Source organism: Pseudomonas sp. S34 (genome assembly GCF_009866745.1).
GTDB lineage: Bacteria > Pseudomonadota > Gammaproteobacteria > Pseudomonadales > Pseudomonadaceae > Aquipseudomonas > Aquipseudomonas jessenii.
In genome coordinates this window covers 5,333,770-5,359,892 of sequence record NZ_CP019398.1, presented here as the reverse complement: position 1 = coordinate 5,359,892, position 26,123 = coordinate 5,333,770, and the positions used below count along the sequence as shown (strand labels likewise).

Annotated in this window: 25 protein-coding genes; 7 read left to right on the top strand and 18 right to left on the bottom strand. The window is 59.9% G+C overall.

All coding sequences use genetic code 11. From position 1 onward, the window contains the following. Window positions 1-48: 48 nt before the first annotated feature. Entirely contained in the window at window positions 49-576 is a 528-nt protein-coding gene (locus PspS34_RS23935; protein ID WP_154862180.1) for an MOSC domain-containing protein, read from the bottom strand. Further along, window positions 573-1,199 (bottom strand): DUF1780 domain-containing protein, encoded by a 627-nt coding sequence (locus PspS34_RS23930; protein ID WP_150813475.1) that lies wholly within the window; start codon window positions 1,197-1,199, stop codon window positions 573-575. The genes PspS34_RS23935 and PspS34_RS23930 overlap by 4 nt, the downstream gene beginning before the upstream one ends. Before the next feature lie 219 nt (window positions 1,200-1,418). Between PspS34_RS23930 and PspS34_RS23925 the strand changes: the two genes are divergently transcribed. The 3 genes from PspS34_RS23925 to PspS34_RS23915 are packed head-to-tail and all read left to right on the top strand — an operon-like array spanning window position 1,419 to window position 5,271. Next, complete coding sequence (locus PspS34_RS23925) at window positions 1,419-2,762, top strand: aromatic acid/H+ symport family MFS transporter (protein ID WP_154862181.1); 1,344 nt, start codon at window positions 1,419-1,421, stop codon at window positions 2,760-2,762. Between the two features lie 3 nt (window positions 2,763-2,765). Then, window positions 2,766-3,986 carry a benzoate/H(+) symporter BenE family transporter gene (locus tag PspS34_RS23920; protein WP_154862182.1) on the top strand — a complete coding sequence of 407 codons (1,221 nt, stop codon included), beginning with the start codon at window positions 2,766-2,768 and terminating at the stop codon, window positions 3,984-3,986. Window positions 3,987-4,002: 16 nt separating this feature from the next. Continuing rightward, window positions 4,003-5,271: an OprD family porin gene (locus PspS34_RS23915; protein ID WP_154862183.1), complete on the top strand. Its 1,269-nt coding sequence runs from the start codon at window positions 4,003-4,005 to the stop codon at window positions 5,269-5,271. A 9-nt stretch (window positions 5,272-5,280) separates the two neighbouring features. Here the strand turns inward: PspS34_RS23915 and PspS34_RS23910 are convergent, their stop codons facing one another. Further along, a complete protein-coding gene (locus PspS34_RS23910) occupies window positions 5,281-5,523 on the bottom strand; it encodes a DUF2790 domain-containing protein (RefSeq protein WP_150813471.1) in 243 nt (80 codons plus the stop codon). A 121-nt stretch (window positions 5,524-5,644) separates the two neighbouring features. On the opposite strand from PspS34_RS23910, the gene PspS34_RS23905 reads away from it, so the two are divergent. After that, complete coding sequence (locus PspS34_RS23905; RefSeq protein WP_057713260.1) at window positions 5,645-6,577, top strand: LysR family transcriptional regulator; 933 nt, start codon at window positions 5,645-5,647, stop codon at window positions 6,575-6,577. Between the two features lie 71 nt (window positions 6,578-6,648). After that, window positions 6,649-7,338, top strand: coding sequence for an energy-coupling factor ABC transporter permease (locus PspS34_RS23900; protein ID WP_007990394.1), 690 nt, complete (start codon window positions 6,649-6,651; stop codon window positions 7,336-7,338). A 35-nt stretch (window positions 7,339-7,373) separates the two neighbouring features. Here the strand turns inward: PspS34_RS23900 and yacG are convergent, their stop codons facing one another. Genes yacG through PspS34_RS23880 form a run of 4 tightly spaced genes read right to left on the bottom strand, consistent with a single transcriptional unit; the run spans window position 7,374 to window position 10,282 of the window. Further along, entirely contained in the window at window positions 7,374-7,574 is a 201-nt protein-coding gene (yacG, locus tag PspS34_RS23895; RefSeq protein WP_007970539.1) for a DNA gyrase inhibitor YacG, read from the bottom strand. After that, window positions 7,571-8,194 carry a dephospho-CoA kinase gene (gene coaE / locus PspS34_RS23890; protein ID WP_046041800.1) on the bottom strand — a complete coding sequence of 208 codons (624 nt, stop codon included), beginning with the start codon at window positions 8,192-8,194 and terminating at the stop codon, window positions 7,571-7,573. The genes yacG and coaE overlap by 4 nt, the downstream gene beginning before the upstream one ends. Further along, window positions 8,191-9,063 (bottom strand): A24 family peptidase, encoded by an 873-nt coding sequence (locus PspS34_RS23885; protein ID WP_102672244.1) that lies wholly within the window; start codon window positions 9,061-9,063, stop codon window positions 8,191-8,193. Before PspS34_RS23885 ends, coaE begins: the two co-directional genes overlap by 4 nt. A gap of 1 nt (window position 9,064) precedes the next feature. After that, window positions 9,065-10,282, bottom strand: a complete 1,218-nt coding sequence (locus tag PspS34_RS23880) for a type II secretion system F family protein (protein ID WP_154862184.1) — start codon at window positions 10,280-10,282, stop codon at window positions 9,065-9,067. 227 nt (window positions 10,283-10,509) lie between these two features. Here PspS34_RS23880 and PspS34_RS23875 point away from each other — a divergent pair, with 227 nt between their 5' ends. Continuing rightward, window positions 10,510-10,929: a pilin gene (locus tag PspS34_RS23875; protein ID WP_057713264.1), complete on the top strand. Its 420-nt coding sequence runs from the start codon at window positions 10,510-10,512 to the stop codon at window positions 10,927-10,929. Between the two features lie 300 nt (window positions 10,930-11,229). Beyond that, entirely contained in the window at window positions 11,230-11,586 is a 357-nt protein-coding gene (locus PspS34_RS23870; RefSeq protein ID WP_057713265.1) for a BON domain-containing protein, read from the top strand. Window positions 11,587-11,852: 266 nt separating this feature from the next. On the opposite strand, the gene PspS34_RS23865 is transcribed toward PspS34_RS23870, so the two are convergent. The 11 genes from PspS34_RS23865 to PspS34_RS23815 form a co-directional block, all read right to left on the bottom strand. Beyond that, window positions 11,853-12,146, bottom strand: coding sequence for a DUF2845 domain-containing protein (locus tag PspS34_RS23865; protein ID WP_173677975.1), 294 nt, complete (start codon window positions 12,144-12,146; stop codon window positions 11,853-11,855). Beyond that, a complete protein-coding gene (locus tag PspS34_RS23860) occupies window positions 12,146-15,103 on the bottom strand; it encodes a DUF748 domain-containing protein (RefSeq protein WP_154862185.1) in 2,958 nt (985 codons plus the stop codon). Before PspS34_RS23860 ends, PspS34_RS23865 begins: the two co-directional genes overlap by 1 nt. Window positions 15,104-15,196: 93 nt before the next feature. Continuing rightward, on the bottom strand, window positions 15,197-16,213 hold the full coding sequence (locus PspS34_RS23855; protein WP_150813467.1) for a class I SAM-dependent methyltransferase: 1,017 nt from the start codon (window positions 16,211-16,213) through the stop codon (window positions 15,197-15,199). Between the two features lie 182 nt (window positions 16,214-16,395). Then, window positions 16,396-17,265 (bottom strand): oxygenase MpaB family protein, encoded by an 870-nt coding sequence (locus PspS34_RS23850; RefSeq protein WP_154862186.1) that lies wholly within the window; start codon window positions 17,263-17,265, stop codon window positions 16,396-16,398. Window positions 17,266-17,395: 130 nt separating this feature from the next. Beyond that, complete coding sequence (gene acs / locus PspS34_RS23845; RefSeq protein WP_150813465.1) at window positions 17,396-19,333, bottom strand: acetate--CoA ligase; 1,938 nt, start codon at window positions 19,331-19,333, stop codon at window positions 17,396-17,398. A 192-nt stretch (window positions 19,334-19,525) separates the two neighbouring features. Beyond that, complete coding sequence (gene pgi, locus PspS34_RS23840) at window positions 19,526-21,190, bottom strand: glucose-6-phosphate isomerase (protein WP_150813464.1); 1,665 nt, start codon at window positions 21,188-21,190, stop codon at window positions 19,526-19,528. 223 nt (window positions 21,191-21,413) lie between these two features. Then, window positions 21,414-21,794, bottom strand: coding sequence for an aspartate 1-decarboxylase (panD, locus tag PspS34_RS23835; RefSeq protein WP_003228271.1), 381 nt, complete (start codon window positions 21,792-21,794; stop codon window positions 21,414-21,416). 194 nt (window positions 21,795-21,988) lie between these two features. Beyond that, window positions 21,989-22,849 (bottom strand): pantoate--beta-alanine ligase, encoded by an 861-nt coding sequence (panC, locus tag PspS34_RS23830; protein ID WP_154862187.1) that lies wholly within the window; start codon window positions 22,847-22,849, stop codon window positions 21,989-21,991. After that, the gene (gene panB / locus PspS34_RS23825; protein ID WP_057713273.1) at window positions 22,846-23,646 is read right to left on the bottom strand and encodes a 3-methyl-2-oxobutanoate hydroxymethyltransferase; all 801 of its coding nucleotides are present in this window, start codon (window positions 23,644-23,646) and stop codon (window positions 22,846-22,848) included. The genes panC and panB overlap by 4 nt, the downstream gene beginning before the upstream one ends. Window positions 23,647-24,010: 364 nt before the next feature. Further along, window positions 24,011-24,496, bottom strand: a complete 486-nt coding sequence (folK, locus tag PspS34_RS23820; RefSeq protein WP_150813462.1) for a 2-amino-4-hydroxy-6-hydroxymethyldihydropteridine diphosphokinase — start codon at window positions 24,494-24,496, stop codon at window positions 24,011-24,013. A gap of 3 nt (window positions 24,497-24,499) precedes the next feature. Continuing rightward, complete coding sequence (locus tag PspS34_RS23815; protein ID WP_056728631.1) at window positions 24,500-25,900, bottom strand: polynucleotide adenylyltransferase PcnB; 1,401 nt, start codon at window positions 25,898-25,900, stop codon at window positions 24,500-24,502. Window positions 25,901-26,123 lie beyond the last annotated feature (223 nt).

The following is a 26,123-nucleotide window of genomic DNA, read 5'->3' as shown; positions in this document are numbered from 1 at the left end:
GGCCTCGTCAGGAGTAGACGTTGCTGAATGTGTAGAAGCTACAGTGTTTTACCCAGGGTTGAACGCAGCATAGCCGCTGTCCGGAATGGGTTCGATGCTAACGATGTCGTCCAGGCGAATGATGCCACTTTGTAACACCCGGGCAGTGATTCCGCCATGTCCGCGCACGGCCTGAAAGGTGCCGATGCCCATGTTGCTTTCCAGGCGCGCGCAGGGCTGGCACCAGCCGGTGGTTTCGAACGTTGCCTGGCCGATCCGGAAGCGGCGGCCCTTGAGGCTGAACAGATTGATGCCACTGATAACGAGATTGCGTCGCAGATCTTCAGGTCGGACCGGATGATCCTGTGCTCGCCCCATCAGTGAACTGATCACCGCCAGGTGCTCCCACTGAATCAGCGTTACCTGCCGCGCATTGCGCACGCCGGGGCGGGCGTGGTCGCCGGTCAGGCCGGCCTCCAGGCGCGCTTCCACGGCATCGAGTTCAAGCATCGCCGAACGTGATTGCGGGCGCACGCCGATCCAGCGTACACGACCCTGTTGTGGCACCTCGGCGATCAACTCCTGCAGCGGGCTCACAGACTGATCCCGACGTCGAACACAATGCTGCGCCCCAGGTTGCTGCGCAAGAAGTCCGGCGCATCCGGGTGAGCGAACAGCACGCGGGCGAATGTCGGCCCAACCAAGGACAGCGAGCGCCAGCCCTGGCGCAGGTATTCGGTCGGCGGCGGGAAATGGCTGTTGAGGTCCAGTATTTCGCGTTTGAGGCTGGCGAAGGCAATGATGTCCAGCTCACCCAGATCCATGCCGCGCTCTTTGTAGTTGTGCGCTTTTTTGCGCAAGGTCGGCGCCAATCGCAGCAAGAACTCGTTGGCGGGGATACGTCGTGGCTTGGCCTCGCGGCGCACCAGTTGGCTCAGGGAAAACGCGCTGCGTCGGCGTTGCAGTTCGTCGCGCCATTCATCGTTGAGGCGCCGGCCCTCGTCGAGCACGAAGAACACCTCGAAACTGGCATCGCGAAACAACACATCCGGCGGCTCCCCGGCGGGGGCGAACTCATCGGCGCGATAGGGAATGTTCAAGCCTTGCAGCAGGCGCTGGCAGACCCAACGCTCACGCTCCCACTTGCGGGCATTGGACAGGAACGCGTTGGCTTGCTCGGCCGCGATGGTCAGCAGGCGTAAGTAATCTGAGTCATCCATAGGCCCAAGCTTAGCGTTCAAATGTGATCGCAAAGAAGACAATTTGTCGGAGAGGGTCAATGCCTCTCGTTCACATGCCCGTTTCAGGGCTCTGCACAAAATGGATAGTGATCTGCGCGCACTGGATATTGCCACGCATCGGGCGGCTCTACCCTCGGCTGTACGGACGTAAGCCGTGTTACCGCCGCTCTAAAAAAACAACAACAAGAGATATATGCCATGCGCAAGATCGACGTACATGAGGTTATCGACAACGCTCGCTTCAACCGCTTTCACTGGATGGTGCTGTTCTGGTGTGCCCTGATCATCATCTTCGACGGTTACGATCTGGTGATCTACGGCGTGGTCTTGCCGATGCTGATGAAAGAGTGGGGGCTCAGTCCTCTGCAAGCCGGTGCACTGGGCAGTTATGCACTGTTCGGCATGATGTTCGGTGCGCTGTTCTTCGGTCCGCTGTCGGACAGGATCGGTCGCAAAAAAGCCATCACGATCTGCGTGATGCTCTTCAGTGGCTTCACCGTGCTCAATGGTTTCGCCCGAAACCCCACCGAGTTCGGCCTCTGTCGCTTCATTGCCGGGCTCGGCATTGGCGGCGTGATGCCTAACGTCGTGGCACTGATGAACGAGTACGCGCCGAAAAAAATCCGCAGCACTCTGGTCGCGATCATGTTCAGCGGTTACTCGGTGGGCGGCATGCTGTCCGCCGGACTGGGCATTGTGCTGATCCCGAGTTTCGGCTGGCAGTCGGTGTTTTACGTGGCGGTCCTGCCGTTGCTGTTGTTGCCGCTGATCATGTATTTCCTGCCCGAATCGGTGGGCTTCATGTTGCGTCAGGGGCGTAATGAAGAGGCGCGCAATATTCTTCAGCGCATCGATCCGGCCTACATCGCGCAAACCTCTGATCAATTGCACATGGCCGAAGTGAAAGGCACGGGCACCCCGGTGTTGCAGTTGTTCCGTGAAGGCCGTGCGCTGCGCACGCTGATGCTGTGGCTGGCGTTTTTCTGCTGCCTGTTGATGGTGTACGCGCTGAGTTCCTGGCTGCCGAAACTGATGGCCAACGCCGGTTACAGCCTGGGTTCGAGCCTGTCGTTCCTGCTGGTGTTGAACTTCGGGGCGATCTTCGGCGCGGTCGGTGGCGGGGTGCTGGGCGACAAACTCAATCTGCCGAGAGTGCTGGCAGTGTTTTTCGCCATGGCGGCGGTATCGATCACGCTGTTGGGCTTCAACAGCCCGATGCCGGTGTTGTACTTGCTGATCGCCATTGCGGGTGCCACCACCATTGGCTCGCAGATTCTTTTGTACGCCTGTGCCGCGCAGTTTTACTCCATGACGATTCGGTCTACCGGTCTGGGCTGGGCGTCGGGCATTGGGCGCAACGGGGCCATCGTCGGTCCGCTGCTGGGTGGTGCCTTGCTCGGGATCAGCTTGCCCCTGCAACTGAACTTCATGGCGTTTGCCTTGCCCGGTGCGGTGGCGGCCCTGGCCATGACCGTGTTCGCCATCAGCAGCCGACGTAGCGCTGCTGGCGTCAACCCAGCGTTGTCAGCGACCGGTGCCTGAATCATGAAAGCGTTTTTCCAGGACTTCTCGATGTCAGCCGCCGTGGCTGGATTCATTGCCACGGTGATTTCCTATGCCGGCCCGTTGGTGATCATCTTTCAGGCGGCAGAAGCGGCACATCTTTCGCGGGAAGTGTTGTCGTCCTGGATCTGGGCGATCTCCATCGGCAGTGCCGTGCTCGGTATCGGTTTGAGCTTGCGCTACCGCGTTCCCGTGATCATTGCCTGGTCGGCGCCGGGCTCGGCGTTGCTGGTGACGCTGTTGCCGGACATCTCCATGGCAGAGGCGGTGGGGGCGTATCTGGTCAGCAGCCTGATCATTTTCGTGGTTGGCATCTCGGGCGCTTTCGACCGGATCATCAGCAAACTGCCCGCCGCCATCGCGGCGGCGATGCTGGCGGGGATCCTGTTCAGTTTCGGCACTGGCTTGTTCGTGTCGATGCAGCGCAAGCCGTTGCTGGTCCTGGCGATGTTTGCCTGCTACCTGATCTGCAAGCATGTGATGCCGCGTTATGCGGTGATGATGGTGCTGCTGATGGGCTGTTCGATTGCCGCGTTCACCGGTGAGTTGCACCGTGAAGCGCTGGTGATCGGCCTGGCCACGCCGGTGTGGATCACGCCCGAGTTCAGCCTGGGCGCGATCCTGAACATCGCCTTGCCGCTGGTGATGGTGGCGCTGACCGGTCAGTTCGTGCCCGGCATGGCGGTGCTGCGCGCCAGCGGTTATCCGACGCCGGCGAGCCCGATCATCGCCAGTAGCGCGCTGGGCACGGCGTTGCTGGCGCCGTTTGGTTGCCACGGACTGAATCTGGCGGCGATCACCGCGGCGATCTGCACCGGTCGCGAAGCCCACGAAGACCCTCGCAAACGCTACGTGGCCGGGGTCGTCGGCGGCTTGTGCTACCTGCTGCTGGGGATCTGCGGCGCCACGCTGGTCTCGCTGTTTTCAGCGTTCCCCAAAGAGTTGATCGCGGCGCTGGCCGGGCTGGCCTTGTTCGCTGCCATTGCCGGCGCGTTGACCGGCGCGATGGCGGTACCGAGCGATCGCGAAGCCGCGTTGGTGACCTTTCTGGTCACGGCTTCGGGCATGTCGTTGTTCGGTTTGTCCGCGGCGTTCTGGGGGCTGATTTTCGGCATGGTCACCCATGTGCTGTTGAGCGCCCGTCGTCCCGTTCCCCTTCGCAAATCCACTGCAACTGAAGTCCTTCAACCAGTCGATCAATAACAATAAGAGAAAAACGATGAAACAGATTCTCCCAACAACCGGTTCTGCGTTGTCCCTGGCTGTCGTCTCGGGTTTTTCCACGGGTGCGATGGCAGCTGAAACCGGCTTTATCGAAGACACCAGCGCGACGTTGCAGGCGCGCAATTACTACTTCAGCCGCGACTATTCCGACATCGTCGGTGCCAACCAGCAATCGAAGGCTGAAGAGTGGGCCCAGGGTTTCATCCTCAACGTGAAGTCCGGATACACCCAGGGCACCGTCGGGTTTGGGGTGGACGTTATCGGCTTGCTCGGTCTCAAGCTCGACAGCGCTCCGGACCGGACCAATACCGGTTTGTTGCCGGTGCAGGACGATGGCCGCGCGGCAGACAACTACAGCCGTCTGGAAGGCGCGTTGAAGATGCGCTACTCCAAAACCGAGCTGAAAGTCGGTGAGTTGCAACCCAACCTGCCGGTATTGGCATTCAGCGATATTCGCCTGCTGCCACCCAGTTATCAGGGCGCAAGCATCACCTCCAACGAGATCAATGGCCTTACGCTGCAGGGTGGTCACTTGAGTTCAACCAGCCTGCGCAACGAGGCTGGCGACGAAAAGATGCAGGCGATGCTGGGTCACGTGCCGCAGCGTCAGGTCAGCAGTGACGGTTTCAATTTTGCCGGCGCTGACTATGTCTTCAACGACAAGCGCAGCTCGGTCAGCGCCTGGTACGGGCAACTGGAAGATATCTACAACCAGCGTTTTCTGGGCTTAAAGCACAGTGAGCCAGTGGGCGACTGGATCCTCGGCGCCAACCTCGGTTACTACGATTCGCGCGAAGACGGCAAAAAACTGCTGGGCAATATCGACAACCAGGCGTTCTTCTCGTTGCTGTCGGCCAAGCGTGGCGGCCATACGTTTTACGTCGGCTATCAGGGCATGTTCGGCGACAGCGCATTTCCACGGGTATTTGCCAACATCTCGCCGCTGGGCAACGAAGTGCCGACCTATGAGTTCGCCTTCACCGATGAACGTTCCTGGCAGGCGCGTTACGACTACGACTTCGCGGCGCTCGGCGTACCGGGGCTGACCAGTACCGTGCGCTACATCAGCGGCAACAATGTCGATACCGGCAAGGGCTATGAGGGCAAGGATCGCGAACGTGACCTGGACCTCGGCTATGTGTTGCAGAGCGGCAGCCTCAAAGGTTTGGGCATTCGCGTGCGCAATGCGATGGCGCGTTCAAACTACCGCAGTGATATCGACGAGAACCGCTTGATCCTCAGCTACACGTGGACCTTGCTGTGAGCCCGGTGATCACAGGTTGCTGGTGCAATCACCCATGACGTTGTAGGTCACACGGTGGGTCTGGCCTTGATGATCGACATACACCATGGTCGCCGGTACGACCCCGCACGCTGTCGCGGTGTTCGACACAGAAACCACGCTGGCGATGTCCAGTGGCTGCGCCGGGTTGTACAGGACTGTGAGGGGCTCGTTGTCAGCGGCCATGGCCGAGGTGGCGATGACGGTCAGCAACAAGCTGATCAACGTTTTCATGTTGGCGTGCTCCGTGTCGGTTTTGATGTCTGAATTTTAGTCTTTGCCACCGACGGATAAAGGGGCGAACGGCGGATGCAGCCTTACATAAAACGTAACAGTCATCGCCCGAGGGGGGCTTATGGATGTGCTTAACAACTTGCGCGTATTCATCCGGGTGGTGGACTGCGCCAGTTTCACCGGGGCTGCCGATGCGCTGGATCTGTCGACCGCGCAGGTATCCCGATTGGTGGCGGATCTGGAGGAACATGTACAGGCGCGGCTGCTGCAACGCACCACGCGGCGCTTGAGCCTGACCGACGCCGGCGAGCGCTTCCTGCTGCGCAGCCGGCAAATCGTCGAAGCCATGGATGAGGCGACGGCCGAGGCCCGTGGCGCTCATATCAATCCGGCCGGACGCCTGCGGGTGCACAGCATGAACGGCCTGGGTGTGCTGCTCACGCCGTTGATCGCCCGCTACAGCGAGCTTTATCCCGATGTAGTGTTCGAGCTGACCTTGTCGCAGCGCAATCCCGATCCGCTGGAGGAGGGGCACGATGTGGTGATTTCGATCGCTCCGGAACTTGCCGATTCGCAAATGGTTGCGCAAGCCATCGGGCAGATCTACAGCGTGCCCTGTGCCTCCCCGGCCTATCTGCGACGCCGGGGTGTGCCGCAGCAGCCGCTGGCGCTGAGCGATCATCAATGCCTGCGCATGCTCGACCCGCTGTACGGCGATCAATGGCTTTTCCAGGACCAGGACGGCGAGCACGCCGTCAGCCCGGCCAAGACCTTTCAGTGCAATGTTGCCGAGTCGATGGTCAAGGCTTCGGAGGCGGGCATGGGCATCAGCCTGCTGCCGTTCTACACCGCGACGCGGCCCTTGAGCGACGGTACTTTGCTGCGTGTGTTACCTGCATGGCGTCTGCGCGAACGCAATGTGTATGCGCTGTATCCTTCGCGACGCTTTCTCGATGCCAAGGTCCGCACCTGGGTGGACTTTCTCAAGTCTGAGCTACCGAAGCTGTTCGCCGAACATGACGCGGTGATGAACGATCCGCGGCATTGGGCTTGAAGTCGAAGGGCATGCGGGCGGCAGTGTAGACTGAGTGCCTGTTGTTCTTCGCCTGGGAGGCGCACGTAGCCATGATCGGTGCAGAGTTGCTGTCATCGCAAACCCTTGCGGTCGGCTGGCTGATCTATGTGCCGGTGTTGATCTGGGCGATCTGTCGCGCGCCGTGGGTTGAACTGTTCACCGACAGCCGTCGTCAGCATCTGCTGTTTGGAACGGTGTTTGCGCTGTTTCTGTTGTGGCTGGTGCGGCGCGACTTTGATACCGGCGTGTCTTACCACTTCATCGGCATGACCGCAGTGACGCTACTGCTGGACTGGCCGCTGGCGCTGGTGGGGGGGCTGGTGGCGCAAACGGGGCTGGTGTTGCTCGGGCGACAGGACTTGGCGGCGGTCGGGGTCAATGGCGCGCTGTTGATCGCGTTGCCGGTGCTGGTCACCGAGTGCTGCGCCATTCTGGTGGAGAGGGCGCAGCCACGAAATCCCTTCGTGTATATCTTCGTTTCCGGATTTTTTGCCGCCGCGCTGTCGGCGTTGCTGTGTCTGCTGCTGGCGCTTTGGTTGTTATGGTTCGACGAGCGTTTTGCCATGCCGTACTGGCTGGAAGATTTTGTCGGATATCTATGGCTGATCATTTTTCCCGAAGCGTTTATCAACGGCATGATCGTCAGTGCGCTGGTCGTGTTTTGTCCGGAGTGGCTTGAGACGTTCAACCGCACGCGCTACCTCTCGGCTCCCTGGAAGGACGACGATCCCAAGTCCTGATCTGCATCAAAACCTGGAATCGCCCACTCGATGGATCAATGGCGCGGGTCGAAGTCACCGCTGAACATCTCGTCCTCGGCATCGGGAGCCACTGGAATCTTGTGTTCTTCGGACGCCCAGGCACCCAGGTCGATCAGTTTGCAGCGGTCGGAACAGAATGGCCGGAATTTGCTCTCGGCGGTCCATTCCACGGGGGCGCCACAGGTTGGGCATTCGACGGTTGTTGGTTGGCTCATGACTGGCCTCCACGCAAAGAAAGGTAAAAATGATGCAGGCGTTCGACCTCGCTGTGCAGCCAGGCAAGGTCGCGGTCGTTGACCACGACGTCGTCGGCATGGCTCACGCGATCCTGGCGACTGGACTGGGCCTTGAGGATCGCCTGGACCTGCTGCTCGCTGGTCTGGTCACGTTGCAGGGTACGTTCGATCTGCAATTGTTCGGGGGCATCGATCACCAGCACCCGTTGGGTCATGGCGTATTGCCCGGACTCGATCAGCAGCGGCGAAACCAGAATCGCATAAGGCGATTTTGCCAGCGCCAGGTGGTGAGCGATTTCTTCGCCGATCAGCGGATGCAGGAGGGCCTCCAGCCAGCGGCGTTCTTCTGGCACTTCGAAGATCAATTTGCGTAGCGCGGCGCGGTCCAGTTGCCCGTCGGCCTGCAGCACGCCGGGGCCGAAGTGTTCGGCGATTTGTGCCAGTGCCGGGCGACCGGGTTCAACGACCCAGCGAGCGGCATGATCGGCGTCGACCACATGCACGCCAAGATCGATGAAGTGTTGGGCGGCCGCACTTTTGCCGCTGCCGATGCCGCCGGTCAGGCCGAGAATCCAGGGTTTTTCCACAGGGCTATTCATTTCAAACCGACAAACTGCCAATAGAGGTCGGTTATTTGACCACCCCAGAGCAACGCAATCCAGCCGGCAATGGCCAGATAGGGACCGAAAGGGATCGGCGTCGAGGTTTTTGCATTGCGCCAGCGCAGCAGCATCAGCCCGATAATGGCCCCCACCAGCGAGGACAGCAGGATGGTCAGCGGCAAAATCTGCCAGCCACCCCAGGCGCCCAGCATCGCCAGTAACTTGAAATCACCGTAGCCCATGCCGTCCTTGCCCGTGATCAGCTTGAACAGCCAGAACACCGACCACAGCAGGCTGTAACCGGCTATCGCCCCCCAAAGCGCCTCGTGCAACGACACGAACAGGCCGAAACTGTTGACGATCAACCCCAGCCATATCAACGGCAGCACCAGTACGTCCGGCAATATCTGATGCTCGGCGTCGATCAGGCTCATCGCCAGCAAACCCCAGCTCAGGACCAGCATCAGGCAGGCGGGCCAACCGAAGCCGAAGTGCCAGGCAACAAATGCCGACAACAGGCCGCAGGCCAGTTCGGTCAACGGATAGCGCGGGCTGATCGCGGCCGCACAGGCTGAGCAGCGGCCGCGCAAAAACACATAACTGAGCAGCGGGATGTTTTCCCAGGCGCGGATGCGGTGACCGCAGTGCGGGCACTGGGAGTGGGGCAGCAACAGGTTGTAGGTCGGCAGCGGCGTTTCGCCTGGCAGCCCGAGAATGTCATGGGCCTGCTCGCGCCAGTCGCGTTCGAGCATTTTTGGCAGGCGCCAGATCACGACATTGAGGAAGCTGCCGACCAGCAGGCCGGTGATGCCTGCGAGAAGGACAAAGGCCAGCGCAGATTGAGTCAGGATTTCATTCAAGGGCATGTCAGATCGCTGAGCCAAGTTGGAAGATGGGCAGGTACATGGCAACTACCAGTCCACCGACGATAACACCCAGCACCACCATGATGAACGGCTCCATCAGGCTGGTGAGGTTATCGACCATGTTATCGACGTTGTCTTCGTAGAACCCCGCGACTTTGTCGAGCATAGCGTCCAGGGTGCCGGACTCTTCGCCAATTGCAGTCATTTGTATCGCCATGTTCGGAAAGACGCCGCAGGTGCGCATGGCGAAATGCAATTGCATGCCGGTCGAGATGTCCTGCCGGATGCGCAATACCGCGCGCTTGAACACGCTATTGCCGGTCGCACCGGCCACTGATTCCAGAGCCTCCACCAGCGGCACGCCGGCAGCGAAAGTGGTCGACAAAGTACGGGCGAACCGGGCCACGGCGGACTTGTGCATCAGGGTGCCCACCAGCGGCAGTTTCAGCAGCCAGGTGTCCATCCGGTCACGCAAGGCCGGGGATGTCCTGAGGGCGTGGCGTACGCCGAAGGTCATCGTGATCAGCGTGACAAGGACCACCCACCACCAGGCTTGCATGAATTGCGAGAGGCCAATGACCATCACGGTGAAGGCCGGCAGTTCGGCGCCAAAGCCTTTGAACACCGATTCGAACTGCGGCACGACATTGACCAGCAGGATCCCGGTGACAATCGCCGCGACGAACACCACCACCAGCGGGTAGGTCATGGCTTTCCTGATCCTGGCCTTGAGGCTTTCGCTTTTTTCCTTGTAGGTCGCGACCCGCTCCAAAAGGGTGTCGAGGGCACCGGCCTGCTCGCCGGCATCCACCAGGTTGCAATACAGCTCATCGAAATACCGGGGCTTCTTGCGCAGGGCGGCGGCGAAACTGCTGCCTGCCGCAACTTCCTGTTTCAGTTCGTCCACCAGCTTGCGCATGGCCGGATTGTCGAAGCCCTCGCCGATGATGTCGAAGGACTGCAACAACGGCACGCCGGCCTTCATCATTGTCGCCATTTGCCGGGTGAACAGGGCAATGTCCTGGGCCTTGATACGCTTGCCCATGCTGAAAACCGAATGGTTTTTTTTGCGAACCTTGCCCGGACTGATGCCTTGCTTACGCAGTTTCGCCTTGATCAGCGCCGGGTTCTGAGCGCTGAGTTCGCCGGTCACTTTTGTGCCTTTGCGGTCGATGCCTTCCCACGCATACACGCTGATTTTCGCTGCCTTGACCGCCATGTTCAGTCCTGGGTATTCCGATTGAATTGCTCTTATAGCCTAGTCAAAGGATGGGGCCAAACCCGCAAGGGTGATGTGACAAAAAACGTCAGATAGTACTGATCTTGGTAGTAAGTAAGGGCTTTGCGAACACCACGCCCCCGGCCAACAGGGGCTTCTGGCCTTGGCACAGGCTGTGCTGCCATGGGGCAGGTCATGAGCCTTCGACTCATGCATGGAGCTTGTACATGAACTATCAGAAAGGTTTTACCCTGATCGAGTTGCTCGTCGTGGTAGCGATCATCGGGATCCTGGCAACCCTGGGCCTGCCGATGTATTCCAAGTACCAGGCGCGGGCCAAGGTCACGGCGGCGATGGCCGAGCTGACTGCAATGAAGGTGCCGTTCGAGGATGTGATCAGCCAGGGGGAAACGCCGACAATTGCCAACGTGGCGCCCGCTGGCAAGACATCGACCAACCATTGCGCCCTGTCTGTGACGGCTACAACGCCGGGGGCGGGATCAATCGTTTGTACGTTGCACAATGCCCCGGGGGTGGTCCAGGGCAAAACCGTCACCCTGACACGGGACGAAGCCAAAGGCTGGTCATGCAAGAGCAGCGTTACCGAGGACTACTTGCCTAAAGGGTGTTCCGGTTCTGCGGCATGAATTGCTGAATCAAGTCCCCGCTTTTGCGGGGATTTTCCTGTTTGTCGACCCGTCGTCAAATGTTGCAGATAAAGCTCAGAAATTTCAGCATCTTAGGAACTTTCCATAAACCCGCAACTTGCATGCAGTGTTTGTGCTTCTCGTGCATTTTGCATGATTTCGAAAGTTGGCTGGTTTTGTAACTTATTGATTAATAAGGTTTTAGTTCCTTCTCCAAAGTTGGCACAGCGTTCGCAATATCCTTGGTAACCCTGCCGACAAGACATCCGGCAGACTTTCCGAAAAACAGGAGTTACTCGTATGAAGAAGTTCGCTATCACTGCCGCTGCTGCTACCGCGCTGACCCTGACCATGGCCAACGCCGCGTTTGCTCAAACCACCCAGGCAACCCAGTCGCCAATGGTGCTGGCTGCCGGTGAAATGACCGAAGTGAAAGAAGATACTTCCGATACCTGGATCACCACCAAAGTCAAGGCTGACCTGATGACTGAAAAAGGCATTCCAGGTAGTGACATCAAAGTTGAAACCAACAAAGGCGTGGTATCGCTGTCGTCGACCACCGCCGTGACCGATTCGCAAAAAGAAGCGGCTGTGGCCATCACCAAGAAAATCAAAGGCGTCAAGGCGGTCTCCGCTGACGGCCTCAAAGCCGAGTAAGGCAGGCTTCTCGCCTGGACCGGGAGAAGGCGCGACAGACGGGCAGAGTCATACGTCTGTTGCAACCTGAGTGTTCATGCGAAGGGCCATAAGGATGTGGCCGTCACAGGCCCCGCGCATTTATTGCCGGGGCCTGTTCTATATGTAACGCTGAAAACCCAATGTGGGAGCGGGCTTGCTCGCGAAAGCGGTGTGTCATTCAACCAATAAGTTGACTGATCTATCGCCTTCGCGAGCAAGCCCGCTCCCACATTGGATAGTGCTAATCAATTGCCGCGTTTACTGGTGATCTGCTTCAACCGATTACCTTCGAACCGCAAGTATTGATACATCCCGCCATTCGGTCCGTAGGTCCACTCCTCGACCTGAAACTCCTCGCGTCGATCGGCACTGCGCTTGTACCCCAGCAAGTCGCGGCTGACCGGCTCACCGCATTTCTGCACGACCTCACTCGAGCGGTCGCCGACGCTGATCAACTGGCTGCCACAGCGCAGGGTATCGGCCGCCCAGGCCTGACTGACGGAGAGCGCCAGAGCCAGGCCTGCCAGCTGCCGATGCATCACTCGGCATCCAGATGCATCGGCGTCACCACGCGGCCGTCGCTTTGCGCCTCGCCCAGATTGGCATCGATGAAGTACACCCGGTCATCTTCCAACTGGGCCTTGTCGACCAGATAATCTTTGATGCTGCTGGCGCGTTCCTGGCCCAGTTGACGCAACAGTACGTCGCTGGCACTCCAGAACTTGATCACCTCGGCACGCATTTTCGCGGTGCGTTCTTCCTTGCCCAGGTCCTTCCATTCGGCAGGGGGCTGGGTTTTCAGGCGGGTGCGGTAGATACCTTCGAGCAGCGGGCCCTTTTCTCCGTCCGGCACTTCCAGCAACGAAGCCTGGGCCGGGACCTTGTCACCGCGGCGCTGGAGCATTTTGTAGTAGTTGTACTGGTATTCACGCTCCAGGCGTTGTTCGGCGATCAGCGGGCCATCGCTGCTCTGGGCGGCGGTGCCTTCGATTTCCAGGCGCAGGGCCGGGCGTTCCTTGAGCGCCTTGGACAGTTTGTCGAGGGCGCCTTCGGCGTCCTTGCTCAATTCGCTGGAACCGGCTGCGAATGAAACGCTGCCCAGGTCTTCCGAACCACCACCGTTGACCAAGCCGCCAATGAGTTTGAACGGTGCTGCCGCGGCCTTGACGATCAGGTTGCGCAGGGTCTGCCAGATAATCGGCATGACGCTGAACTGAGGGTTGTTCAGGTCGCCAGTGACCGGCAGTTCGATGGAGATCTTGCCGTCGACGTCCTTGAGCAAGGCAATGGCCAGTTTCAGTGGCAGGCTCACGGCATCCGGGCTGTCGACTTTTTCACCCAGTTGCAGTTGTTCGACCACCACTTTGTTTTCAGCTTTGAGCTGACCCTTGGTGATCTGGTAGTGCAGGTCGAGATTGAGCCGGCCCTTGCGGATACGGTAGCCGGCGAACTTGCCGGAGTAGGGCGTCAGCGTGGTCAGTTCCACGCGTTTGAAGCTGGTGGCGATGTCGAGGCTGGCCATCGGGTCGAACGGATTGACCGAGCCCTTGATGGTCACCGGTGCGTAGCGATCGACCTTGCCCTTGACGTCGACACTGGCCGGTTTCGGCCGGCGGCTGTCGATGGTGCCGATCTGCCCGTTGAGTTGCTGGATGGCGGTGGCGAAGTTCGGGGTCAGGCTGAAGTCGGCGAAGTTGGCCGAACCGTCATTGATGAAAATGCCGCCGATGTGGATGCCCAACGGTTTTTCGTTGCTGGCCGGTTTGTTCGCCGCCGGTTTTGCCCCGGAATCCGCTGGCTGTGGAATCAGCAGGTCATCGATGTTGGTGGTGCGATCATCGTTGATCATGAACCGCGCATAGGGCTGGAACAGGTTGATCTTGTCGATCGACAGGCTGTCCCCATGCTGATAGTTCAGGCCATCGACCACGACCTGCTGCCACTTGAGGAAGTCGCGGGTTTTCAAGGTGTCCAGGGTGTGCAACTGATCGACCTGGGCACGGCCGGTGACGCCGAAGGCCAAGGGCTCGGTGCTTTTCAGGTCTACCGCCAGATCGCTGCCGAGCATGCCGCTGCGCAGTTCCAGGCGAATGAACGGCGTGATGTAGGACTGGGCAACCCGCAGGTCGATGTCCTTGGTCTGTACCTTCAGCCTGGCGCTGACCGGGGCCAGGTTGACCTCGCCGTCGGCCATGATCTTGCCTTGCTTGCCTACACCGGTATCGAGCTTGAGGGTAAAGGGGGAACCGTTGAGGCTGTCGAAATTTTGCAGGTCGAGGTTCAGCGGACTCAGTTCCAGGGCGACGGCGGGTTGTGCCTTGCGGTCAGCCAGATGCACCTTGTAGTCGCGCAGTTGCACATCCTTGAGCAGCACCTGCCAGGGTTTGTCTGGCACGGCCGGTTCAGGTTTCGGTGAGTCTGCCGCCGCCGGAGTGCTGGTCGGTTCGGCATCCGCCATGGCTTTGGCAGAGTGTTTGGCCGGCTGGCTGGCGAACAGTTTCTGCCAGTCGAGTTGGCCGTCCGATTCCAGCGCGGCCCAGGTTTCCAGTTTGTGGCTGCGGATCTTGCCCACCACCACTTGCTGCTTGGCCAGGTCCACGGTGGTTTCGCTGACGTCCAGGCGCTCGAGCTTTACCAGCGGCCGGCCATCCGGAGCCTTGATCGCGAAGGGGGCGATGCTGACCGCTACATTGCTCAGTAGCAGCTCGGTTTCCTTGGCCAGGTTGAGTTTGTAGTCGGTGCTGATGCTCATGACGCCGTTTTCGAGATCCAGTGGCACGGCATCGCGCACATAGGGCCAAAAGGCTTTCATCTTGCCGTCAGTGATTTTCAGCTTACCTTCGGAGGCGATCGGGATCAGGCTGAAGTTGCCGGTCCAGTCGATCTGTCCGCCATTGGGGCCGATGGCCACCAGGGTCATGTCTGCGCTGTCATCGGGCAGGGTACTGAGGTTCTTCAGTTCGAAATCGAGTGTGTCGTAGAGAAACTCGATGGGCTCGCTGGGCCGGGCATCTTCAAAATGCACGGCGCCGCCCGCCAGTTTGATCCGCTCGATGCGCAGTGGAAACGGCTTGGCATCCGGGTCGGCCGGCGTGGGTTCGCTCTCTGGCAGTTTGAACAGCCCGAGCAGATTGAGTTTGCCGTCCTTGCTGAACAGGATTTCGGTCTTGGGCTTGGTCAGTTCGACATCAGACAGGTGCACCGCCTTGGTCCACAGGCTGTCGAATTGCAGATTGGCGTACAGGTGCTCGAAACCGACCTGCTCCTTGCCGGGTTCGCCGATGTTCAAGCCCCAAAGGGTCAGTTCAAGGCTGAATGGATTGAATTCGATCCGCTGGATGGTCGCGGGTGTAGTGGCGTAGTTGGCCAGTTGCTGGTTGGCAACGCGCAACGCGACACCCGGTAAAATCAGAAAACCCAGCAAGCTGTAGAGGGCCAGAGCAGTCAACAAGGCGCCGATGGCGCGAATCAATCCTTTGTGCATGTGCGGCTTCATCTGTCTGAATCGGATAGCCTTGGAGTATGGCACGCGTTTCCGGTTCCGAAGTGATTGGCCTGTTCATGAATTTTCAGATTTCTCCGACGACGGTCAGAGCTGCAGGATCAGGGTTTTCAGCGGTGGCTGTTGATCCATTGACGGAAAATCGGCGCCCGGTTTCATCACGGTCCATTCACGCACCGGCCGCCCGGCCTTCTCTGCACAACGCAAAACCTGTTCGCGCCAGTCGTCCATGCTGACTTTCGCCAGGTTGTTGCAGCAGATCAGCACGCCGTTGTCGGCGGTGGTCAGCAAGGCCGGTTTGAGCAGGCTCTGGTAGTCGCGCAGCAGGTCGACGGTGCCGAATGCACTCTTGGCCCAGGCCGGAGGGTCCAGCAGCACCAGATCGTACTGGCGCTGTTCCAGGCGCTGATAGCTCGGAAGTTTTTGTCCGCGGCGCTGGCTGATCGGCAGGCCGGCCAGTTGGCGAATGGCCGGGAAGTAGTCGGACTGGATAAATTCCATGGTCGGCAACTGCGGGTTGAGCTGCCCGTTCTCCCGACCGACCGCCAGGTTGCCTTCGGCGAAGTCCAGGTTGCACACCTCACGCGCGCCACCGGCGGCGGCACTGAGGCCGACACCACAGGTGTAGGCAAACAGGTTCAGCACGCTTTTGTTCTTGCTGTGATCCTTGACCCAGCCGCGGGTGTTGCGCAGGTCGAGGAACAGCAGCGGGTCCTGTCCGGCATGGCGACCGCGCACCCGATAGTTCAGGCCCCATTCGTGGCCGACCAGGTCTTGCAGGGCGGCTTCGTCGGCGCGGTAGACGATGTCATCGCGATCGATGCGCGAGTTGCCACGGGAGCGGTCGTTGTAGACCAGCAGGGTTTCAAAACCCAGGTGTTGATTGATCGCTTCGTGCAGTTGCAGCAGCGTCTCGCGCTCCAGCGCCTGGTGGAAACTTTGCACCAACAGCTGCGGGCCGTAGCGGTCGATGGTCAGGCCACCGGCGCCTTCCTGGCTACCGTGGAAGAGGCGATAGCAATCGGTGCCCTGCAGGTGCAGTTCGGCGAGCAGGTCCTGGCGTTGATCGAGGGCGGCGCGCAGCGCCTGATTCAAGGAAGACATGCTGGGCGCCTTGCAGGAGGGAATTGGGCGCGGGAGTTTAACAGTTTTGGCGCGGGACCGAGGCGCTGCCTTCGCGAGCAAGCCCGCTCCCACATTGGATTTTCTGTGAACGTAAAACTTGCGATCGACATAGATCCAGTGTGGGAGCGGGCTTGCTCGCGAAGCTTTTGACTTTGTTCTTTCTAAGTAATCCCCATCCGCCGCTTGGCCCGCTGCACCGACCCATTACGCACTGCCCAGCGCAGCATCGGCGCACTGCGATTGACGCTGGCGCGGATCAGCTTGCGTTGCAGCGGGTTCTGGCTGGCGCCGAGCATGTCGCTGGCCCAGTCCGGCAGCAGGTCGATCCCGGCCTGCATCATCAGACCACCGAAAGGCTTGGCCAAGCGACTGGGAGAGGGGGCGTTCAGCAACAGGCGCAGGACTTCCCGACTGCGTTCGTCGCACAGCAACTGAGGGCGCATACGCTCAAGATAGTCGGCAATTTCCTGCCGCGTACGGGGCACATCCCTGGCTCCGAGCCGCTCGGCAACCAAGGCGATTTCAGCGTAGTAGCGATCCTGATCGACCGGGGACAGGTGCGGGTTGCGATAGCGCAAATGCGCGGCGAGGAAGTTGCTGACTTCCGCCACATGCACCCACGTCAGCAGTTCGGGATCGCTGGCGGCGTAGGCACGTCCGTCCGGCGCTGTACCGGTGATCTGCAAATGGATGGTGCGGACTTTTTCGATCAGCCAGTCGGCATCCTGTCGAGAGCCGAACGTGGTGCCGGATATGAACTGCCCGGTGCGGCGCAGGCGGCCGAGCATGTCTTCACGAAAGTTCGAATGGTCCCAGACCCCGGCCAATGCCAGCGGGTGCAGGGCCTGCAGCATCAGGGCACTGATGCCACCGATCAGCATGCTGCTGAAATCGCCATGGACTTGCCAGCTCACCGAGTCTGGCCCGAACAGCCCGGGGTCGCCCTTGGGGTTTTCCAGGTCGAGTTTGCCCAAAGACAAACCGGTCAGGCTCATGATCTGGGTTTCGATGCGGGTGCGGATGAATTCCATGGCCACTCTGTAATTTTCTGTAGGAGCGAGCCTGCTCGCGATGGACGTTAACGATAACGCGTGTTTCCTGAATAAACGCGGTATGTCGGAGTTCATCGCGAGCGAGCTCGCTCCTACAGAAGACAGAACGTTATTGATTCAGGCGTTTATCGATCAAGCCTTGTACCACGCTTGGATCGGCCAAGGTCGAAGTGTCGCCCAGATTGTCCAGTTCGTTGCAGGCAATCTTACGCAGAATGCGCCGCATGATCTTGCCTGAGCGGGTTTTCGGCAAGGCCGGCGCCCATTGGATCAAGTCCGGTTTGGCGAAACTGCCGATTTCCTTGCTGACCAGGGCCAGCAATTCTGTCTTCAGTTCATCGTTGGTTTCGATGCCGTTCATGGGTGTGACGAAGACATAGATGCCTTGGCCCTTGATGTCGTGGGGATAACCGACCGCAGCGGCCTCGGCGATGCTCTCGTGCAGCACCAGGGCGCTTTCCACTTCGGCGGTGCCGATACGGTGGCCGGACACGTTGATCACATCGTCGATGCGCCCGGTGATCCAGTAGTCGCCATCTTCATCGCGCCGCGCGCCGTCACCGGTGAAGTAGTAGCCGGGGTAGGGCTTGAAGTAGGTGTCGACCATGCGTTGCGGGTCGCGATAGACACTGCGGATCTGTGCAGGCCAGCTGGACTTTATGGCCAGTACGCCGCTGCCGGCGCCCTTGATTTCCTTGCCTTGCTCGTCGAGCAGCACCGGTTGCACGCCGAACATCGGTTGTGTCGCACAACCGGGCTTGATCCGCTGGGCACTGACCAGCGGGCTGAGCATGATGCCGCCGGTTTCGGTCTGCCACCAGGTGTCGACGATCGGGCAACGCTCTTCGCCGACCTCATGGAAATACCATTCCCAGGCTTCCGGGTTGATCGGTTCGCCAACCGTGCCGAGTAGCCTGACGCTGGCGCGGGATGTTTGCTTCAACGGTTCCGGGCCTTCGCGCATCAGTGCGCGCAGGGCCGTCGGGGCAGTGTAGAAAATGTTCACCTTGTGCTTGTCGATCACCTGCCAGAAGCGCGAGGTACTCGGGTAGTTCGGCACGCCTTCGAAAATCAGCGTGGTCGCGCCGTTGGCCAGCGGACCGTAGACGATGTAGCTGTGGCCAGTGACCCAGCCTACGTCGGCGGTGCACCAGAAGACTTCGCCGTCGCGGTAGTCCAGCACGTACTTGAAGGTCATCGCTGCTTGCAGCAGGTAGCCACCGGTGGTGTGCAGCACGCCTTTGGGTTTGCCGGTGCTGCCGGAGGTGTAGAGGATGAACAACGGGTCTTCGGCGTCCATCGGCTCGGGCGGGCAATCGGCGCTGGCTTCGCGCAGGGCCTGCTGGTACTTGATGTCCCGTCCTTCGACCCAGTTCACCAGCCCCTCGGTGCGCTCGACCACCAGCACGCTGCTCACGTCCGGGCAGCTTTGCAGCGCCTTGTCGACGTTCTGCTTGAGTGACACGACCTTGCCACCGCGCACGCCTTCGTCGGCAGTGATCACAGTGCGGCAATCGGCGTCGAGAATGCGGTCGCGCAACGAGTCCGGGGAGAAGCCGCCGAACACTACCGAGTGCACTGCACCAATACGGGTACAGGCCAGCATGGCGTAGGCCGCCTCGGGAATCATCGGCATGTAGATGCACACGCGGTCGCCTTTTCTCACGCCACGGTTTTTCAGCACATTGGCCAGGCGGCAGACGTTTTCATGCAGTTTTTTGTAGGTGATCGATGTCGAGTCGGCAGGGTCGTCGCCTTCCCAGATGATGGCGACCTGATCGCCGCGTTTCTCCAGGTGCCGGTCGATACAGTTGTAGCTGACGTTCAATTGCGCACCGGCAAACCAGCTGGCTTCACCGGTTTTCAGGTTGTAGCGCTGGACGGTTTCCCAGGGCGCGCTCCAGTCGAGAAAACGCGTGGCCTGTTCGGCCCAGAAGGTGCTGGGGTGTTCGACGGATTGGCGGTACAGGCGCTGATAGTCGTCTTGACTCAATTGTGCGGCCCGGCGGACGGCATCGGCTTTGGGGAACGTGCTGATATCGAACATGACGGTTCCTTATGCTTGTTTTGCGACAAGGATAAAGATGCGCCGAGAGGTCGATGGGTTCAAGTCATACACAAAACAACTGTGGGAGCGGGCTTGCTCGCGAAAGCGGTCTGACATTCACCATCATCGTTGAATGTCAGACCGCTTTCGCGAGCAAGCCCGCTCCCACAGGGGGTAGCAGGTTTGTTCAGTTTATCCGCGGTGACGACCACGGAAGTAATTGATCAGCCCTTGGGTCGAGGCGTCCTCGGCCGGGGTTTCTTCGCTGCCGACCAGGCGGTTGTAGACGCCTTTGCCCAGCTCCTTGCCCAGTTCCACGCCCCACTGGTCGAAGGCGTTGATGCCCCAGATCACGCTTTGCACGAAGACTTTGTGTTCGTACATCGCCACCAGAGCGCCGAGGCGACGCGGGCTGATGCGCTCGACCACCAGGGTGTTGCTCGGACGGTTGCCCGGGATGACTTTGTGCGGTGCAAGCTTTTGCACTTCGGCTTCGCTCATGCCTTTGTCACGCAGTTCGGTTTCGGCCTCGGCAAGGGTCTTGCCGAGCATCAGCGCCTGGCTCTGGGACAGGCAGTTGGCGTACAGCCACTGGTGGTGGTCGGACACTGGGTTGAAGCTGACGATCGGCACGATGAAATCGGCCGGGATCAATTGGGTGCCCTGGTGCAGCAACTGGTGGTAGGCGTGCTGACCGTTGCAGCCGACGCCGCCCCAGATTACCGGCCCGGTGTCTGTGGACACGGGCTTGCCGTCCTGGCGCACGCTCTTGCCGTTGGATTCCATGTCCAGCTGTTGCAAGTGCTTGGTGATGTTACGCAGGTAGTGATCGTACGGCAGGATCGCGTGGCTCTGCGCGCCCCAGAAGTTGCCGTACCACACGCCGAGCAAGGCCAGCAGCACTGGCATGTTCTGTTCGAACGGCGCGGTCAGGAAGTGCTGGTCCATGGTGTAGGCACCGGACAGCAGCTCCTTGAAGTTGGACATGCCGATGGCCAGGGCAATCGGTAGACCAATGGCCGACCACAGCGAGTAACGCCCGCCAACCCAGTCCCACATCGGGAAGATGTTCTCTTCGCGGATGCCGAACGCTACCGCGGCGGCGTTGTTGCTCGATACCGCGATGAAGTGGCGATACAGCTCTGCTTCCGAACCACCCTGGGCCAGATACCAGGCACGGGCAGCCTGGGCGTTCTTCAGGGTTTCGAGGGTGTTGAAGGATTTCGACGAGACGATGAACAGCGTGGTCTCGGCGCGAAGCTTCATGGTCAGTTCGTGGAACTCGCTGCCGTCGATGTTTGCCAGGTAATGGCAACGCACGCCTTTCTGGGCATAGGACAGCAAGGCTTCGGATACCAGTTCCGGGCCGAGGAAGGAGCCGCCGATGCCGATGTTCACCACGTCAGTGATCGGCTTCTCGGTGTAACCGCGCCACAGACCGTCGTGGATACGGCCGACGAGGTCGGTGATCTGGTTCAGTACCTTGTGCACTTCCGGCATCACGTTGACGCCATTGACCGACAGCTTGTCGCCAACCGGGCGGCGCAGTGCCGTGTGCAGGGCCGGACGACCTTCGGAAGAGTTGACGATTTCGCCATCGAACAGCGACTTGATCGCGCCCTTGAGGTCGACTTCGTTGGCCAGGCCCACGAGCAGATTGCGGGTCTCGGCGTTGATCAGGTTTTTCGAGTAGTCGAGAAACAGGCCGCAGCTGCTGAGGGTGAATTGAGTAAAGCGCTGCGGATCGGCATTGAAGGCTTCGCGCATGCTGAAATCCTGCATGGCTTGGCGGTGGTCATTCAACGCTTGCCAGGCGGGCAGAGCGGTAACGTCGTGAGGAGTGCGGTAATACGCCATCGCTGCGGGTTTCCTTATTACTTGAACGGCCTTTTGAACACTAAAAATCCCGGAGCGCTGTGGGTGGGCGTTCCGGTCAACTGCGTCGACACGATTTCATGGCGCAGGGCGACTACAGTAAACCCCGCGCAATGATCTGTCTTGACTTTGTCTGACCTGTTTCCGGTACTTTTTAACATCGAAGTTAGGAAAGGACCGACAAACGGAAGAGGCAAGACTCGTATCAGGCAACCTGGACCGGAATGGCATTGCTGGTGTGACTCAGTTCATTGCCCGGTGCCATGTAGAGCATGCGTGGCTTGAAGTTGAGCAGTTCAGCTTCGCTGTAATGAGCGTAAGCGCAGATGATCACGCGATCACCGACCTTGGCCTTGTGGGCAGCGGCGCCGTTGACCGAGATCATGCGCGAACCTTCTTCGCCACGGATGGCGTAGGTGGTGAAGCGCTCGCCGTTGTCGACGTTGTAGATCTGGATCTGCTCGTACTCACGAATGCCGGACAGGTCCAGCCATTCACCGTCGATGGCGCAGGAGCCTTCGTAATCGAGTACAGCGTGGGTGACTTCGGCGCGATGCAGCTTGGCTTTGAGCATGATGGCGTGCATGAGTATTTCCCAGGTCGGAATCGAACGGCGAGCAGTTTGCCCGATGGCTTGAGAGGCAGCAATAAGGTGTGGAAACTGCCGCAGATCGAATGTGGGAGCGGGCTTGCTCGCGAAGGCGTTGCGTCAGTCGAGGTATGTGTCAGCTGACAGACCGTATTCGCGAGCAAGCCCGCTCCCACAGGGTATTGCAGTGTTTAGATTGGCGCGTCGAGGTTCAGGTGCAGGTTGTCGATCAACCGCGTCGTACCGAGGAACGCCGCCACCAGAATCACCAGGTCACGATCCTGCGCCGTCGCCGGGCGCAAGGTCAGGGCATGGCGGATTTCCAGATAGTCAGGACGCAGGCCGGCTGCTTCGAGCTGTTTGATCTGGGTGCCGATCAGCGCCGGGTAGTCGCGTTCGCCCTGCTTGATCGCTTCGCCGATCGCATTCAGCGTGCGATAAACCACCGGTGCCAGAGCGCGTTGCTCTTCACTGAGGAAGCCGTTGCGCGACGACAGCGCCAGGCCATCGGTTGCGCGAACAGTGGGCTCACCGATGATCTGGATCGGCATGTTCAGGTCATGAACCAGCGCGCGAATCACCGCCAGTTGCTGGAAGTCTTTCTCGCCGAAAATCGCCAGGTCCGGCTGGACCATGTTGAACAGCTTGCTGACCACAGTCGCCACGCCTTCGAAATGCCCCGGACGGCTGGCGCCGCACAGACCTTCGGACAATTGCGGGACACTGACGCGGGTCTGGCCGGCCATGCCGTCGGGATACATTTCGTCAACGGTGGGGGCAAACAGCAAATGGCAACCGGCCTGGAGCAGTTTTTCCTGGTCGGCGGCGAGGGTGCGCGGGTACTTGTCGAGGTCTTCGCCAGCACCGAATTGCAGCGGGTTGACGAAAACGCTCGCCACCACGAAGTCCGCCCGTTGGGAGGCTTTGGTCACCAGTGCCACGTGGCCACTGTGCAGGTTGCCCATGGTTGGCACAAAGGCGATGCGTTTGCCTTCGCCACGGGCTCGGGCCACGGCGGCCCGCAGTTCGCGTACGGTTTTTACGGTGTTCATGCAGAGAATCCGTGTTCGATCCCAGGGAAAGTTGCCGCCTTGACTTCAGTCACGTAGGCATTCAATGCAGCGTCAATGCTGGTCTGGCCAGTCATGAAGTTTTTCACGAATTTCGGCACGCGACCGGTAATGGACAGGCCCAGCATGTCGTGCAGAACCAGCACCTGGCCGTCGGTGCGATTGCCGGCGCCAATACCGATCACCGGAATCTTCACCGCCTGGGTGATTTCTTCCGCCAGTTCGCTCGGGACGCACTCGAGCAGCAGCATTGCCGCGCCAGCCTGCTCCAGGGCGATCGCGTCGGCGCGCATCTGACGCGCCTGGTTTTCATTGCGACCCTGGACCTTGTAGCCGCCAAGGATGTTCACCGACTGTGGCGTCAGGCCCATGTGCGCGCAGACAGGGATGCCGCGCTCGGCCAGCAGGCGGATCGAGTCGGCCAGCCACAACGCTCCTTCGACCTTGACCATGTGCGCGCCGGCCTGCATCAACAGGGCGCTGTTGGTCATGGCTTGCTCGGTGGTGGCGTAGGCCATGAAAGGCAGGTCGGCGAGGATCAGGGCATCGCTGTTACCGCGTTTGACGGCGGCCACGTGGTAAGCCATTTCCGAAGTGGTGACAGGCAAGGTGCTGTCGTGGCCCTGCAGAACCATGCCGAGGGAGTCGCCCACCAACAGCACTTCGACGCCGGCCTGATTGCAGGCGTGGGCGAAGGTCGCGTCGTAGCAGGTCAGCATGGTGATTTTTTCACCTTTTTGCTTCAGACCTTGCAGGGTGGTCAGGGTGATGGCTGGCATGAAAAGTTCCTCATTCAGGCGCTGTGAAAACTACTGCGAGTAACGCGCGTGATTCTTCGTTGAATACAGGCGCACGCTCTTTCGTCGTGCTTTTAAGGCCTGGATTGCGCCCTTGAACGCCGTGTAGGCGGCAGCGGGACGCCTATAGTCGTGAGGAGAACGAGGGAAGTCAATTGCGTGTGTTACCGCATTGTTACGGGTGGGGTGTTACCGGGGTAACTGATGCGATTCAGCAGCAGATCTTGTGCGCGACACAAAACCAATGTGGGAGCGGGCTTGCTCGCGAAGGGCGCATCAGATTCAACATTAATGTTGATTGATACACCGCTTTTGCGAGCAAGCCCGCTCCCACAGGGTATTTGTGTCACGTCGGGAGGAGGCGTTCCAGGCCGACGAACGGGCATGCCTTGAGCAGTTCGGCCAAGTTCCGGCCATCGGCCAAGTGCAGATCCGCAGGTGCCAGTTCCGCCAGCGGGTACAACACGAAGGCCCGTTCCTGCATGTGGTAATGGGGAACCTTGAGGCGCGGTTCGTCGATCAGGCGATCACCGAACAGCAGGATGTCGAGGTCTAGCGTGCGTGGCCCCCAGCGCTCAAGACGCTCGCGACCCTGGCCGTTTTCGATGGCCTGCAAGGCATCCAGAAGATCCAGCGGCGCCAGTGTGCTGTCGAGAGCGGCGACTGCATTGGTGTAACGCGGTTGGCCGGGCAGAAGCGAGTCACTTTGGTAAAACGCAGAAACCCCGACCAACTCCGATTGCGGCAACTGCGCCAGCGCTTCGACGGCACTGCGCAATTGTTCGGCGGGGTCAGCCAGATTGCTGCCCATGCCGATGTAGATGCGTTCCATGGATTACTCGCCCGTGGTGCTCGAAGCGCCGGCAGCGCGTTTGCGCTTGGAACCACCGCTGCGGCGACGCTTGCGCGGGGCGCCGGTGCCTTCGTCCTTGCCGCTGAGGTCGCGAATCATGTCGCGACGCTCGCTTTCGTTGGCGTCCTGATAGTCCGTCCACCATTCGCCCAGGCCATCGGTCTGCTCGCCGGCGCTTTCACGTAGCAGCAGGAAGTCGTAGCCGGCGCGGAAGCGCGGATTGTCCAGCAACAGATCGGCACGCTTGCCGCTGCGGCGGGGCAGGCGTTCCTGCATGTCCCAGATTTCGCGGATCGGCATGGTGAAGCGTTTCGGAATCGCAATGCGCTGGCACTGCTCGGCAATGAGTTCGTGCGCCGCTTCCTGCATCGCCGGAATCGGCGGCATGCCACGCTCCTGCAGGCGCAGGACGCGGGCCGGCAGGGCAGGCCAGAGCAGGGCTGCAAACAGGAACGCCGGGGTCACCGGTTTGTTCTGCTTGATCCGCAGGTCGGTATTGATCAGGGCTTCGCTGATCAGGGTGTGGGTGTACGTCGGGTTGTATTCCAGTGCTTCGGCGCTGGCCGGGAACAGTGGATCGAACAACTGCAGGTCGACCAGCATTTCAAACGTGTCGGCGGCATGGCCGGAGAGGAACAGCTTGAGCACTTCTTCGAACAGACGAGCCGACGGGATCTCGCGCAGCATCGGCGCCAGGCCGCGGATAGGCAGGGCGCTGTGTTTTTCGATGCCGAAGTTCAGCTTGGCGGCGAAACGCACGGCCCGCAGCATCCGTACCGGGTCTTCCTGGTAGCGTTGCGTCGGATCGCCGATCAGGCGGATCAGGTGATTGCGGATGTCGTGTACGCCGTTGGCGTAGTCGAGGATGCGTTCGCTGACCGGATCGTAATACAAGGCATTGATGGTGAAGTCGCGACGTTGCGCGTCCTCTTCCAGGGTGCCGTAAACGTTATCGCGCAAGATGCGCCCGCTTTCGTTGCGCGAAGACTGGTTGCTGTCTTCCTCGTCTTCGTTTTGCGGGTGATTGGCGCGGAAGGTCGCGACTTCGATGATTTCGCGGCCGAAGTGGATGTGCACCAGTTTGAACCGGCGCCCGATGATTCGCGCGTTACGGAATTCGGCCCGTACCTGCTCGGGTGTGGCGCTGGTGGCAACGTCGAAATCTTTCGGGGTGATACCCAGCAGCATGTCGCGCACGCAACCGCCAACCAGATAAGCCTGATAACCGGCGTTCTGCAGGCGTTCAACGATATTCACCGCGTAACGGCTGAATTGCGCCTTCTGCAGCGAGTGTTGGCCGCTGTTGAGCACTTCAGGCGTGCTGCGAATGTGTTGCGTAGGACGCTTGGGAGAACGGAATGACTGGAACAGCTTCTTCAGCATGGGATGCACTGTTTGAAGGAATATTCGGCCATAACAGAAGAATGACCGCATGATGGGCGGGGATTCTAGCATTTAGTCGGGGGATGGTGTAGGAGACAGCAGATATGAGATGTAGGAGCGGGTATGGGGGGATCGCAGAAACCACAAGGGGAGCCGAAGCTCCCCAAGAAGTAGTTGCATGCTCTATTTTTATTTTTGGTTTCGGGCTTCTTGTTTTTGTTGA

Bases quoted from the DNA above. Each gene is read 5' to 3' on its own strand.
- PspS34_RS23930 (WP_150813475.1), bottom strand. From the start codon at position 1,199: ATGGATGACTCAGATTACTTACGCCTGCTGACCATCGCGGCCGAGCAA.
- PspS34_RS23925 (WP_154862181.1), top strand. From the start codon at position 1,419: ATGCGCAAGATCGACGTACATGAGGTTATCGACAACGCTCGCTTCAAC.
- PspS34_RS23920 (WP_154862182.1), top strand. From the start codon at position 2,766: ATGAAAGCGTTTTTCCAGGACTTCTCGATGTCAGCCGCCGTGGCTGGA.
- PspS34_RS23915 (WP_154862183.1), top strand. From the start codon at position 4,003: ATGAAACAGATTCTCCCAACAACCGGTTCTGCGTTGTCCCTGGCTGTC.
- PspS34_RS23910 (WP_150813471.1), bottom strand. From the start codon at position 5,523: ATGAAAACGTTGATCAGCTTGTTGCTGACCGTCATCGCCACCTCGGCC.
- PspS34_RS23905 (WP_057713260.1), top strand. From the start codon at position 5,645: ATGGATGTGCTTAACAACTTGCGCGTATTCATCCGGGTGGTGGACTGC.
- PspS34_RS23900 (WP_007990394.1), top strand. From the start codon at position 6,649: ATGATCGGTGCAGAGTTGCTGTCATCGCAAACCCTTGCGGTCGGCTGG.
- yacG (WP_007970539.1), bottom strand. From the start codon at position 7,574: ATGAGCCAACCAACAACCGTCGAATGCCCAACCTGTGGCGCCCCCGTG.
- coaE (WP_046041800.1), bottom strand. From the start codon at position 8,194: ATGAATAGCCCTGTGGAAAAACCCTGGATTCTCGGCCTGACCGGCGGC.
- PspS34_RS23885 (WP_102672244.1), bottom strand. From the start codon at position 9,063: ATGCCCTTGAATGAAATCCTGACTCAATCTGCGCTGGCCTTTGTCCTT.
- PspS34_RS23880 (WP_154862184.1), bottom strand. From the start codon at position 10,282: ATGGCGGTCAAGGCAGCGAAAATCAGCGTGTATGCGTGGGAAGGCATC.
- PspS34_RS23875 (WP_057713264.1), top strand. From the start codon at position 10,510: ATGAACTATCAGAAAGGTTTTACCCTGATCGAGTTGCTCGTCGTGGTA.
- PspS34_RS23870 (WP_057713265.1), top strand. From the start codon at position 11,230: ATGAAGAAGTTCGCTATCACTGCCGCTGCTGCTACCGCGCTGACCCTG.
- PspS34_RS23865 (WP_173677975.1), bottom strand. From the start codon at position 12,146: ATGCATCGGCAGCTGGCAGGCCTGGCTCTGGCGCTCTCCGTCAGTCAG.
- PspS34_RS23860 (WP_154862185.1), bottom strand. From the start codon at position 15,103: ATGAAGCCGCACATGCACAAAGGATTGATTCGCGCCATCGGCGCCTTG.
- PspS34_RS23855 (WP_150813467.1), bottom strand. From the start codon at position 16,213: ATGTCTTCCTTGAATCAGGCGCTGCGCGCCGCCCTCGATCAACGCCAG.
- PspS34_RS23850 (WP_154862186.1), bottom strand. From the start codon at position 17,265: ATGGAATTCATCCGCACCCGCATCGAAACCCAGATCATGAGCCTGACC.
- acs (WP_150813465.1), bottom strand. From the start codon at position 19,333: ATGTTCGATATCAGCACGTTCCCCAAAGCCGATGCCGTCCGCCGGGCC.
- pgi (WP_150813464.1), bottom strand. From the start codon at position 21,190: ATGGCGTATTACCGCACTCCTCACGACGTTACCGCTCTGCCCGCCTGG.
- panD (WP_003228271.1), bottom strand. From the start codon at position 21,794: ATGCACGCCATCATGCTCAAAGCCAAGCTGCATCGCGCCGAAGTCACC.
- panC (WP_154862187.1), bottom strand. From the start codon at position 22,849: ATGAACACCGTAAAAACCGTACGCGAACTGCGGGCCGCCGTGGCCCGA.
- panB (WP_057713273.1), bottom strand. From the start codon at position 23,646: ATGCCAGCCATCACCCTGACCACCCTGCAAGGTCTGAAGCAAAAAGGT.
- folK (WP_150813462.1), bottom strand. From the start codon at position 24,496: ATGGAACGCATCTACATCGGCATGGGCAGCAATCTGGCTGACCCCGCC.
- PspS34_RS23815 (WP_056728631.1), bottom strand. From the start codon at position 25,900: ATGCTGAAGAAGCTGTTCCAGTCATTCCGTTCTCCCAAGCGTCCTACG.